This window comes from Pseudoalteromonas sp. C12FD-1, from assembly GCF_037414265.1.
Classification (GTDB): Bacteria; Pseudomonadota; Gammaproteobacteria; order Enterobacterales; family Alteromonadaceae; genus Pseudoalteromonas.
Genome location: NZ_JBBEVD010000034.1, coordinates 135,060 through 147,427 on the forward strand (window position 1 = coordinate 135,060; position 12,368 = coordinate 147,427).

13 protein-coding genes are annotated in these 12,368 nt (G+C 41.2%); 10 read left to right on the plus strand and 3 right to left on the minus strand.

Annotated features, from left to right (window positions below):
- Positions 1-3: 3 nt before the first annotated feature.
- From WDB87_RS01840 to gorA, 3 genes are all read right to left on the minus strand, one after another.
- Positions 4-840: a mechanosensitive ion channel family protein gene (locus tag WDB87_RS01840; protein ID WP_286245989.1), complete on the minus strand. Its 837-nt coding sequence runs from the start codon at positions 838-840 to the stop codon at positions 4-6.
- A 94-nt stretch (positions 841-934) separates the two neighbouring features.
- Positions 935-1,564: a hypothetical protein gene (locus tag WDB87_RS01845; RefSeq protein ID WP_337848843.1), complete on the minus strand. Its 630-nt coding sequence runs from the start codon at positions 1,562-1,564 to the stop codon at positions 935-937.
- A gap of 268 nt (positions 1,565-1,832) precedes the next feature.
- Complete coding sequence (gene gorA, locus WDB87_RS01850; protein ID WP_286245991.1) at positions 1,833-3,194, minus strand: glutathione-disulfide reductase; 1,362 nt, start codon at positions 3,192-3,194, stop codon at positions 1,833-1,835.
- A gap of 78 nt (positions 3,195-3,272) precedes the next feature.
- Between gorA and WDB87_RS01855 the strand changes: the two genes are divergently transcribed.
- The 10 genes from WDB87_RS01855 to hscB all read left to right on the plus strand — a co-directional run bounded on the left by WDB87_RS01855 (position 3,273) and on the right by hscB (position 12,346).
- Positions 3,273-3,947 carry a DUF2461 domain-containing protein gene (locus WDB87_RS01855; RefSeq protein ID WP_286245992.1) on the plus strand — a complete coding sequence of 225 codons (675 nt, stop codon included), beginning with the start codon at positions 3,273-3,275 and terminating at the stop codon, positions 3,945-3,947.
- Positions 3,948-4,034: 87 nt separating this feature from the next.
- Entirely contained in the window at positions 4,035-6,074 is a 2,040-nt protein-coding gene (gene prlC, locus WDB87_RS01860; protein WP_337848844.1) for an oligopeptidase A, read from the plus strand.
- 131 nt (positions 6,075-6,205) lie between these two features.
- Positions 6,206-7,387, plus strand: coding sequence for a response regulator (locus WDB87_RS01865; protein ID WP_337848845.1), 1,182 nt, complete (start codon positions 6,206-6,208; stop codon positions 7,385-7,387).
- Between the two features lie 50 nt (positions 7,388-7,437).
- Complete coding sequence (locus tag WDB87_RS01870) at positions 7,438-8,193, plus strand: class I SAM-dependent methyltransferase (RefSeq protein WP_286245995.1); 756 nt, start codon at positions 7,438-7,440, stop codon at positions 8,191-8,193.
- Positions 8,194-8,296: 103 nt separating this feature from the next.
- Positions 8,297-9,025: a tRNA (cytosine(32)/uridine(32)-2'-O)-methyltransferase TrmJ gene (gene trmJ, locus WDB87_RS01875; protein ID WP_138541307.1), complete on the plus strand. Its 729-nt coding sequence runs from the start codon at positions 8,297-8,299 to the stop codon at positions 9,023-9,025.
- A 220-nt stretch (positions 9,026-9,245) separates the two neighbouring features.
- Complete coding sequence (iscR, locus tag WDB87_RS01880) at positions 9,246-9,737, plus strand: Fe-S cluster assembly transcriptional regulator IscR (protein WP_004585770.1); 492 nt, start codon at positions 9,246-9,248, stop codon at positions 9,735-9,737.
- 24 nt (positions 9,738-9,761) lie between these two features.
- On the plus strand, positions 9,762-10,979 hold the full coding sequence (locus tag WDB87_RS01885) for an IscS subfamily cysteine desulfurase (RefSeq protein WP_286246023.1): 1,218 nt from the start codon (positions 9,762-9,764) through the stop codon (positions 10,977-10,979).
- 42 nt (positions 10,980-11,021) lie between these two features.
- Complete coding sequence (gene iscU / locus WDB87_RS01890; protein WP_055016627.1) at positions 11,022-11,405, plus strand: Fe-S cluster assembly scaffold IscU; 384 nt, start codon at positions 11,022-11,024, stop codon at positions 11,403-11,405.
- 9 nt (positions 11,406-11,414) lie between these two features.
- Positions 11,415-11,738, plus strand: coding sequence for an iron-sulfur cluster assembly protein IscA (gene iscA, locus WDB87_RS01895; RefSeq protein WP_004585773.1), 324 nt, complete (start codon positions 11,415-11,417; stop codon positions 11,736-11,738).
- Between the two features lie 80 nt (positions 11,739-11,818).
- The gene (hscB, locus tag WDB87_RS01900; RefSeq protein ID WP_286246024.1) at positions 11,819-12,346 is read left to right on the plus strand and encodes a co-chaperone HscB; all 528 of its coding nucleotides are present in this window, start codon (positions 11,819-11,821) and stop codon (positions 12,344-12,346) included.
- Positions 12,347-12,368: the final 22 nt, after the last annotated feature.

Here is a 12,368-nt window from a genome sequence, read left to right on the forward strand (position 1 = left end):
GGCTTACGCCTCGCTTTGATCTTCTTTGTTTTTCTTCGCTTCTTCGTACCACAAATCCATAAAGCTCTCAGTTAACTTATGCTCAATCTCAAGGGCCTTATGAGTCGGGCAAAATAGCGTAAAGTTTGCTTTAAATTCTCCAAGCTCTGTAGTGCTAAAATGTATTACAGGCTCAGGGCCTGAAATTTTAGCATCTAACTTACGCTCTATCATTGAGTTGTAACGGCTTGCTACTTCTTCAAACTCTTCACAATATTGCTTCGCTTTTTCGGTTAGTGGTGCGTGAATAGGGTAAGGGTTAAAACTTTCTCTTCTTACAATTGTAAAGTGATGGGTGGCAAAACGTTTTACAAAATTTAAATTTTTTATAGAGCTAGTAATAAGCTTGTTGTTGGGGATGTATATAGTTTTACGTGAAAATTGATAAGTGTGAATATCAATTTCATGCAAGGTGGTTTTTATCCAATCAGTCTCGGCCACTTCGCCAAAGTAATCACCTACTTGTATCCAGTCACCTACTCTAAATGGGCGCGTCGTAACAAGGTAAAAAAAGCCGATAACACACTGTATAAACTCGCGAGTTGCAAGCACTATAGCCACCGCAAACGCAGCAATAGACAGCGCAAAATTTTGTATTTCGGTCGACCACACAAATAGCAACGACAACACCATAACAAAATTAATAAAGTGCTTAATGTTATGGGTGATGTAACGAATATCTTTTTCTTTTTTTTCAGCGCGGTTTCTTGCCAGTTTATCAACCAGTACCTTAAGTACGAAGGCAATGGCAAGCACGAATAGCGACACTAAAAAAGGGTGCATGAGTATGTCTTTAATCATAACGTCCAATTACGAGAAGGGATAAGCACACTAAGTATATTGAGTAATCAAACCAATTAGCAAATTTAACCTGCATAAAATCATTTATTTACAGCTAGGCTGTTCGCTCTGTAAAAGAGACCTGCGCGTGTTTGGCCTGTTTTTGGCAAAATAATACAAGCTCAATAGCAGCGATAAAAATAAGTGTATAACCTAGGGTTTCTATGCCTTCCTCAATAATGTTTTTAACTACCCGAACGTAGTGTTCTCCCATCACTGAGTGCCAAAACTCACCTTTGCCCATCATTCTCGAAAACGCCAATAAAGTGACTAAACCAGACAGGCAAATACCATAGCTTGGCGTTTGTGCATAGGCTTTTAAGGAACTGTATATATGCCCTTTTTGAACGATTAGGTAAAGTATTACCAAGGCTAAAAGAGTGTACACAATAGTTTGCCATGCGCCATCAAACACATACATATCTAGGTATGTATCAAACTCTCGTACAAACATAGCAGCCGACAGTGCAGCCAATAAAAGTGCAGCTATTTTAGTTTCAGAGTAAATACGTGATGCGTAGAAAAACAGTATACAACTTAAAAACGTTAAAATATCTTGCATGTGTTCGGTAAGTGTCTCTTCACTGTAGAGTGCGTTTTGCTGTAAATCAAAACCTTCGAGTTGAATTAAAAAAGCCACGCCTGCTAAGCATAATAAGTAAATAAACGATCGCAGTAAGAACATATAAAAGTCCAATTTGAGAACAATGTGCGGCAGTTTAATTATAAAAATGGCTAAAAGCCAAAACATTATAGAAACTTTTTTAAAATTCGCCGGTCTAAAATTTTACTGTTAAATTAATGGGTTAGATGTTTTATTTGTGTTTTTTTTGATGTGTTACTTGTAACGGTATTGGTTAATTAGTTGTGCAGCTTAGGTATAAATACGTAAAGCATAAAAAAGCCCTTACTCATACAGAGTAAGGGCTTTTAAAGTTATAAGCAGGGCACGCTTAACGCATGGTAACAAACTCTTCAGAGCCTGTTGGATGCAGTGCAACAACCGCATCAAAATCAGCTTTTGTTGCGCCCATTTTCATCGCGACCGCAAAGCCTTGAATCATCTCATCAACAGCAAAACCAATACCATGTAAGCCAACTACTTTTTCTTCAGGGCCTACGCATACCAGCTTCATTGCACAAGGTTGGCGATGCTGCGTAACGGCTGTGTACATAGCGGCAAAGCCCGACTTGTACACTTTTACATTTTCTTCGCCGTGGCGAGCAATAGCTTCTTGCTCGGTTTCGCCAATAGTACCAATAGGTGGGTGGCTAAATACCACAGTAGGTACAAGGCTGTAGTCCATTTTTAAATCATCAGGGAGATCTTTATTAAATAAGCGCTCTGATAGGGTACGGCCAGCTTTAACAGCAACAGGCGTAAGCTCAATACCGTGCTCAATAATATCGCCTACAGCATAAATACCAGGTACATTGGTGTTTTGATATTCATCTACTTTTACATAACCAGAGCTATTTAGTTCAACCCCTGCTGCTGCAATGTTAATTACATCGGTGCTTGGCTCGCGGCCAATAGCCCAAATTACTTGGTCAACATTTTGGCTGTAACCATTTTCAAAATGTATGGTTAAGCTGCCATCACTTTCTTTAACCACTTCTTTAGGTGAGCATTCAGTATGTAGTGTTGGGCCTTCTTTTTTCATGATCTCTACTAGGGTTTCAACCAGTAGCGTATCAAAATTACGAAGCGGGGCATGTTTGCGCACAAATAAGTGAGTTTCAGTGCCTAAGCCATGCAGTACACCAGCAAGCTCTACAGCAATGTAGCCTGCGCCAATTACTGCCACTCGCTTTGGCTGCTCTGTTAATTCAAAAAAGCCATTTGAGTCAATGCCGTATTCTGCACCTGGGATATTAGGTGTATGTGGACGTCCACCTACTGCAATCAAAATATGATCAGCCGTGTAATGCTCACCGTTTACTTCTACGGTTTTGCTATCAACAAATTTAGCAAAACCATTAATTACGGTTACGCCATTGTTAGCTAAACCGTTATCGTATCCTTTATGAATACGGCCAATGTAGGCTTCGCGGCTTTCAACGAGTTTGCTCCAGTTAAAGTCTTTTACTTCTACGTTAAAGCCGTAATCAGGTGCATATAAATTAATTGCTTCAGCAACTTGTGCGCCATGCCACATTACTTTTTTAGGCACACAACCTACATTTACACAGGTACCACCCATGTGTTTTGCTTCGATAAGTGCTACTTTAGCGCCACGCATTGCCGCACGGTTAGCAGAGGCAATACCGCCACTACCGCCACCGATTGCAATATAATCAAAGTGTTGTGTCATTTTATGTCCTTAGGCGTTGAGTTTTATGCGCATTAGCATAACATTAAGTTTTAAAAATAAAGAGTGTTTAGGTGACCTATGTTTAGTAAAAAAACATTCGAATTTCTAACTCAGCTTGATCAAAATAATAATAGAGACTGGTTTAATGACCATAAATCACAATATGAAGAATACGTAAGAGAGCCCGCATTAGATTTTATTAGGCAAATGCAAACACCGCTTGCTGAGGTTTCTAGCCATTTTGTCGCATCAGATAAAAAAGTGGGCGGCAGCTTAATGAGAATCCATAAAGATGTGCGTTTTAGTAAAGATAAAACCCCATATAAAATTAATGTAGGGATTCAATTTCGTCATTTTATGGGAAAAGATGTGCACGCTCCTGGTTTTTACTTTCATTTAGCAAATGACGAATGTTTTATAGGGGCTGGTATTTGGCGACCAGAATCAAAGGCGCTTAACGCAATCAGAACCTGCATAGATGAAAACCCAAACAGCTATAAAAAAGCAATTTATAAAGATCAATTTAAATCTATCTTTGAAATGTCAGGAGAGTCGCTAAAACGCCCACCAAGAGGTTTTGATAAAGAGCACCCCTTGATAGATGAGCTCAAGCGAAAAGACTTTATAGCCATTAGCCCGCTCACTCAAAAACAAGTATGTAGCAATAATTTAGTTGATACCGTGCTCGAGCGTTATAAAGTGGCTGATTCATTAATGGGTTATTTGTGTTTTGCTTTGGAGCAACCATATTAAAATTTCACAACTTAAAAGCAGTTGAGTTGTTTTTTTACCTTATAGACCCAATCTAAAACGTAATGCATTAACGCAAAGAGAGTATTTATGAGCAACCCACTAATTGGCCTAGAAGGCTTACCCCCGTTTTCAAAAATAAAGCCTGAGTACGTAGTACCGGCACTAAAGCACGGTATAGAGCAATGTCGTAAAGCCATAGATGACGTGCTAGCGAAAGGCTCGTTTACATGGAACGATTTAGTATTACCCCTTGAAGAAGCCGACGACAAACTCTCGCGTATGTTTTCACCGGTGTCGCACCTCAATTCAGTCATGAATAACGACGCGCTGCGTGAAGCCTACGAGCAATGTTTACCGCTAATATCTGAGTACTCAACATTTGTAGGGCAGCATCAAGGCTTGTACGAGGCGTATAACACGCTCTATAACAGCGACGAATTTAAAACATTGAGCACTGCGCAGCAAAAAACCATAACCAACGCCCTACGTGATTTTAAACTTTCAGGCATTGCATTATCAGCAGACGATCAAAAGCGCTACGGCGAAATTAGTACGCGTTTATCTGAACTTGCCTCTAAATTTGGCAACAACGTAATGGATGCAACGCTTGCATGGCATAAGCACATTACCGATGAAAGTCAATTAGCAGGCTTGCCAGAGTCGACGTTAGCGCTTGCCAGCGAAACAGCTAAAAGCAAAGATTTAGATGGCTGGGTATTCACGCTTGATTTTCCGTCTTACTTACCGGTAATGACCTATGCAGATGACCGCGAACTGCGCAAAGAAACCTACACGGCATTTTGTACCCGCGCTTCAGATCAAGGCCCTAATGCGGGGGAATTTGATAACTCAGCCATAATGGAAGAAGAGCTTGCGCTTCGCCATGAGCTATCGCAGTTGTTAGGATTTAATAACTACGCTGAAAAATCATTAGCAACTAAAATGGCCGAATCGCCAGCGCAAGTTTTCTCCTTTTTAGAAGACTTAGCCGCTAAGTCTAAGCCACAAGCAGAGCAAGAAGTGGCAGAGCTAAAAGCCTATGCAGAGCAAAAACATGGTATATCTGAGCTTCAAGCATGGGATTTTGGTTACTACAGCGAAAAACTCAAGCAAGAAAAATACGCAATTTCAGATGAAGTACTGCGCCCTTACTTCCCTGCAGATAAAGTGCTTAGTGGTTTATTTGAAACCGTTAACCGCCTTTTTGGTATTAAAGTAAAAGAAGTAAGCGACTTTGATAGCTACCACAGCGACGTTCGCTTTTTTGAAATTTTTGATAGCAGCAACACGTTGCGCGGTCGTTTTTATCTTGATTTATATGCACGCGAGCGCAAACGTGGCGGAGCCTGGATGGATGACTGTATGGGACGTAAAGTGCGTGCCAGCGGCGAATTACAAACACCCGTGGCGTACTTAGTGTGTAACTTTAACAAAGCGGTAGGCGACAAACCGGCGCTATTTACACATGACGAAGTAACTACGCTTTTCCACGAATTTGGCCATGGTATACATCACATGCTTACCCAAGTAGATGCTGCACCTGTTGCTGGTATTAACGGCGTTGCATGGGATGCCGTAGAGCTACCAAGCCAATTTTTAGAAAACTGGTGTTACGACGAAGAAGCGCTGAGCTTTATTTCAGGCCACTTTGAAAGTGGTGAGCCATTACCAAAAGAGCTACTTGATAAGCTACTAGCTGCTAAAAACTATAATTCTGGCATGCAAATGCTGCGTCAGATTGAGTTTTCGTTGTTCGATTTTAGAATCCACCACGACTACCAGGCAAATCAAGCGTGTCAAATTCAAGCGATTTTAAACGACGTGCGTAGCCGCACATCGGTGGTTAATCCGCCTGAGTTTAACCGTTTTCAACATGGCTTTAGTCATATTTTTGCAGGCGGTTACAGCGCAGGTTACTACTCGTACAAGTGGGCAGAGGTACTCTCTGCAGATGCGTTTTCTAAATTTGAAGAAGAGGGTATTTTTAACGCCGAAACAGGTAAAGCCTTCTTAGAAAATATTTTAGAAAAAGGCGGCAGTGAAGAACCTATGGCGTTATTTAAAAAGTTTCGCGGGCGCGAGCCAAACGTAGATGCTTTACTGCGTCACAGTGGTATAGCTGCATAAACAACTACTTAACCTTATAAAGCGCCTATATGGCGCTTTTTTTATGTTTTTTAATATATTGGCCAATTGTTTTTAGTAATTTTAACCTCCCGTACTATGCTTTGTGTATACGCAGCAAAATGGACTAAGGCATGGCAAAGTTGGTACTGGCAATCGATGACGATAAGTATGTGCATCGAATTATTGAAGAGGCTTTAGCGGGCTTTTGTAAAATTATTCACGCTAAAGATGGTGAAGAAGGACTTAGGCTGACCAAAAAGTACAACCCAGATATTATTTTACTTGATATAGAAATGCCTGGTAAATCTGGCTACCAAGTATGCCAAGCGTTAAAAGAAGATGAGTCGACACACGATATACCCGTTATGTTTTTGTCTTCTAAGGTGGAACTTAGCGATAGAGTAAAAGGCTACAGCGTAGGGGCATCTGACTACATTATAAAACCCTTCAACACCGAAGAGCTAATGGCACGCATTAAAGTGCTTTACGAGTATCGCCAACAATGTGAAAAGCTAAAGTTTGACGTAGCTAAAGCGCAAAATACCGCCGCAATGGCCATGGCGGAGTCTGGTGATATGGGGCGTATTGTTAGGTTTGTGGGGCAAAGCTATCACTCTCATAACTTTCAGTCATTAAGCGAGCACTTACTTGCTTTTTTTAGCCCGTTTAATTTAGATGTTGTTATCGTATTTTGGTATCAAGGGGGAAGCTTTTTTTATAGTTTAGAAAGCGGTGTATGCCCGCTCGAGCAAGAGCTTTTAGAACAACACCGTAATGCCAATCGATTTGTTGATATTAGTAGCAGCACCATTATTAACTACCCCAAAATATCTTTATTAATTAAAAATATGCCTGCAGATAATCGCGCTTTATACGGCCGTTATAAAGATTTATTCCCGCATATTCTTGAGGTGACAAACGAAAAGGTCGTTGCTATGGAAAGAAACGAAAATAGCTTTGAGCAAGCCACCCAAATTAGTACTGCTTTGCAAGATATAGTAAAGCAGCTTACCAGCCAAAATGTTGTACAAAACGACTACACACGGCAGTTTATAGAGCAGTTGCATGAACTAAACTGCGCAATTAAACAAACACAAGCACAGGCAAACCCTGCTGATTTAACCTTATACATGTCTCAACTAGACGAAACTATGCAGCTATTAGTGACCGCAAATAGTGATTTAGCGTTTATAAAGTATCAACTTAAACAAGTTACCGAAAGCCGCAACGAATTATTGTGCAGTTTACGCTCAAAAGTAGAAGAGGCCAGCTCACATAGTCTTGCACACCAAAGCGATATAGAGCTATTTTAGTGCTTTAACGCTTGTTATACTGCAGCTGAAATTTTTCGTCGGAGTGTGTAGTGGTTATTCAGTGTGCTTTTAAAGAGTGTCGCCCATATTTAAATGAGCTAGAAACGCGTTTTAACTTAGCCCAATGGGCGCAAAGTTGCAGCGGTTTTACTCTGCATTACGACGATAAAGGGCTGAGCCTTTTAAAAAGCGATGAACCTAAACTTGGCGCAATAAACGTTGACTTTGTTACAGGTGCTGTTGCTCATAGGCGTAAATTTGGTGGCGGCAAAGGCCAGTCAATCGCAAAAGCGGTAGGGTTAAACAAAGGTGCAACACCAATAGTATTAGACGCAACGGCAGGCCTTGGCCGAGACGGCTTTGTATTAGCGTCACTTGGCTGTAAGGTCATATTGCACGAGCGCCATCCTGTGGTAGCTGCTTTATTGTTTGATGGCTTAAAACGCGCGTATGAGGATGCAGAGATTGGCTCTTGGATGCAGCAAAATATGAGCCTTATATTTGGCTCAAGCCACACATTGTTAGAGCAGTGCGAGAGCATGCCCGATGTCGTGTATTTAGATCCTATGTTCCCACACCGTGAAAAGTCAGCGTTAGTAAAAAAAGAAATGCGAGTATTTCAAGAGCTTGTTGGCGCAGACAACGACGCCGATGACTTGCTTGAGTTTGCCTATCCACTTGCCAGTAAGCGCGTTGTCGTTAAGCGCCCCGATTACGCACCATTTTTAAACAATCAAACGCCAAGCATGCAAATTAAAACCAAAAAGAACCGTTTTGACGTTTATGTAAAAGCGGCCATGGTTTAAAGGCTGCTATTACGTTAGCTGATCGGCTTTAAGGATCTAGGATCTTAGCGCGCTTTTATGTTAGAATTCGCGCAATTTTTTGGCATAGTTAAGTAGCATAGCAATGATCTTAGATGATATTCGCATCGTTTTAGTAAATACCTCACACTCTGGCAACATTGGTTCGGCGGCTCGCGCCATGAAAACCATGGGTTTATCAAAACTGTATTTAGTGGACCCAGCTTGTGAAGTAGACAGCCATGCAAGTGCCTTAGCAGCTGGTGCAACTGACGTGTTAGGGAATGCGGTTATTGTTGACACTGTGGCAGATGCCATTGCCGATTGTGCATTAACAATTGGTACTAGTGCGCGCTCGCGCACCCTTTCTTGGCCTATGGTTGAGCCACGTGAATGTGGTGAAAAGCTTGTTGCTGAGGCTGTAAATGGCCCAGTAGCACTCGTATTTGGTCGTGAAAATAGCGGATTGACTAACGAAGAGCTACAACTGTGTAACTACCATGTTTGCATTCCTGCAAATCCTGAATATAGCTCGCTTAATTTAGCGATGGCCGTGCAAACGTTAAGCTACGAAACGCGTATGGCGTTTTTAAATCAACAACCAAAGGCAGAGCAAGCAGACGATGAAACTGCTTACCCAAGCTCAAAACAAACAGAGTTATTTTACGAGCATTTAGAGCAGACGCTTGATAACACTGGTTTTATTATTAAGCAGCATCCAGGTTTAGTGATGACTAAGTTACGTCGTTTGTTTAACCGAGCGCGCCCAGAAGAGGCAGAGCTAAACATACTGCGCGGTATTCTTACCTCAATTAATAAATCTATTCCTAAGTAAGGTATAGCGATTGGTTATAAAAACCTGCGGGTAAATAACGAGCTAATACTTGACTAAAACACTCAGGTAATTACAATACACCTAATACTTGACCAAAAAGGTCAAGTATTAAAAATTTGTTAATAGAACAGCGTTCTTTAATCAAATTTTTATCAAGTGATAATACTTGACTATTTTACTCTGGTAATTAAAATTTGCACTCTTTTGTGCGGGGGGCGTTATGAAGTTAACATCAAAAGGCAGATATGCCGTAACAGCTATGCTGGATGTTGCACTACATGCGAGTGTAGGTCCTGTAGCCCTTGCTGATATTTCACAAAGACAAGAAATTTCTTTGTCTTACCTTGAGCAATTGTTTGCCCGTTTACGTAAAAATGGCTTAGTAAGCTCGGTTCGTGGTCCTGGTGGTGGTTATTTACTAGGTCGAGAAGCCGCAGTTATCTCTGTTGGCGATGTAATTAGCGCCGTAGACGAATCGGTAGATGCAACACGTTGCCAAGGAGCCGATACCGGGTGTCAAAGTGGTATGCGTTGTTTAACTCACAATTTATGGTCTGATTTAAGCGCACGCATCGAAGAGTTTTTAAATAATATTACCTTAGCTGAATTGGTGGAAAAATCAGATGTGAAAGAAATCGCATCTCGCCAAGATAACAGCATCAATAATGCAATTAAGCAGTTGGAAAACATTCAAGTAAGCTGTCAACTATAAAGTTGACCTACAGCGGAGAGAGAAATGAAGTTACCGATTTATTTAGATTACGCAGCGACCACGCCTGTTGATGAGCGTGTTGCAAAAGAAATGATGCAATGCCTGACAATGGACGGTAATTTTGGTAATCCTGCGTCACGTTCGCACCGTTTTGGTTGGCAAGCTGAAGAAGTAGTTGACCAAGCGCGTACAGACATTGCCGATTTAATCAATGCTGACCCGCGTGAAATTGTTTTCACATCGGGTGCAACAGAATCAAATAACCTTGCAATTAAAGGTGCAGCACAGTTTTACAAAAAGAAAGGTAAGCACGTTATTACCGCTAAAACTGAGCATAAAGCAGTAATCGATACATGTCGTGAATTAGAGCGCCAAGGTTTTGAAGTAACCTATATGGACGTTGAAGAAAACGGCCTACTAGATCTTAAAAAGCTTGAAGAAACTATGCGTGAAGACACTGTGCTTGTAAGCATTATGCACGTTAATAACGAGCTAGGTGTAATTCAAGATATCAACACAATTGGTGAAATGTGTCGTGAACGTAAAATTATGTTCCACGTAGATGCAGCACAAAGTGCAGGTAAAGTATTAATTGACGTACAACAGCTTAAAGTTGATTTTATGTCGTTCTCTGGCCACAAAGTATACGGCCCTAAAGGCGTTGGTGCACTTTACGTGCGTCGTAAACCACGTGCTCGCCTAGAAGCGCAAATGCACGGTGGTGGCCATGAACGTGGTATGCGTTCAGGTACACTTGCAACGCATCAACTAGTAGGTATGGGTGCAGCATTTAGAATTGCTAAGCAAGATTTTGAAAAAGATCACGCACACATCAGCGCATTACGTAAACGCCTAATTGACGGCATTATGGCTGATATGGACGAAGTATACTTTAACGGCGCACAAGACCAATCAGTACCAGGTATTGTAAATATCAGCTTTAACTTTGTTGAGGGTGAGTCGCTGCTTATGGCAGTAAAAGACATAGCTGTATCGTCTGGCTCTGCATGTACATCAGCAAGCTTAGAGCCTTCATATGTATTGCGTGCACTTGGCCGTAACGATGAACTAGCACATAGCTCGATTCGTTTTAGCATTGGCCGTTTTACTACCGAAGAAGAAATTGATTATACCGTTGAATTAATTAAAAACTCTATCGGTCGCCTACGCGAGATGTCTCCTTTATGGGAAATGCATCAAGAAGGTATTGATTTAGATTCAGTTGAATGGGCTCACCACTAATACGTGTGAGCATCTACCGTAGCAGGTAATGAGGATAGAATTATGGCTTATAGTGATAAAGTAATCGACCACGTAGAAAATCCACGTAACGTGGGTGTTTTAGACAAAAATGATCCGTCAGTGGCAACGGGTATGGTTGGCGCACCAGCATGTGGTGACGTAATGAAATTGCAAATTAAAGTATCGTCTGAAGGCGTTATTGAAGATGCAAAATTTAAAACATACGGTTGTGGTAGTGCAATTGCTTCATCGTCACTTGTAACAGAGTGGGTTAAAGGCAAAACGCTAGACGAAGCAGCAACGATTAAAAACACTGATATCAGTGCCGAGCTTGAATTGCCACCAGTGAAAATTCACTGTTCAATTTTAGCCGAAGACGCAATTCAAGCAGCAATTGCTGATTACAAAAGCAAACAAGCGAAGTAAGAGAAACTCATGGCAGTGACATTGACAGATGCGGCAGCAAACCGCGTACAATCATTTTTAGCAAACCGCGGTAAAGGTTTAGGCCTGCGCGTTGGCATTAAAACGACGGGCTGTTCAGGTCTTGCTTATGTACTTGAGTTTGTTGATGAGCTAAACGAAGATGATGAAACCTTTAAAGCTAAAGGCGTTACCTTAATTGTTGACGCTAAAAGTTTGGTTTACATTGACGGCACAGAGCTTGACTACACAAAAGAAGGTTTAAATGAAGGGTTTAAATTTAATAACCCAAATCAAGCCGACGAGTGTGGTTGTGGCGAAAGCTTTACCGTTTAAGCTCAACTACCTTTGTAGTATTTATAAGCCCTGCCAGTAATTGTAGGGCTTTATTATTTGTGAATTATATTGGTTAAGTTATGCGTTATTTTGAGTTATTTGCGATACCGGTTGATTACAATATCGACATGGCCACAATTAATAAGCACTATCTTGAGTTACAACGTGCCGTACATCCAGATCGCCACGCCAATGCGAGTAGCCGCGATAAGTTAATGGCTGTACAAAGCACTGCTGAAATTAACGATGCCTTACAAACACTTAAGCACCCAGTTAAACGGGCTGAATATATGCTAAGTGAGTTAGGTGTTGATATACGCGCAGAGCAACAAACACTGCAAGATCCAATGTTTTTAATGCAGCAAATGGAGCTTCGCGAGGAACTTGAAGAACTCGCATCAGCAAGTGATCCAGAGACGGCTATTGCTAACTTCGAATCACAGATAAAACAATTAAAAGCCCAGTACAGTAATGAACTTGCCGAGCAACTAGCAAGTAACGATGAGGCGCAATATCAACAAGCTGCTGATAACATTCGCAAATTAAAGTTTGTATATAAACTAAAAGACGAACTTGAGCGCATTGAAGACAGTTTATTTGACGATTAACTACTTGCTGTAAAGCGAGCAA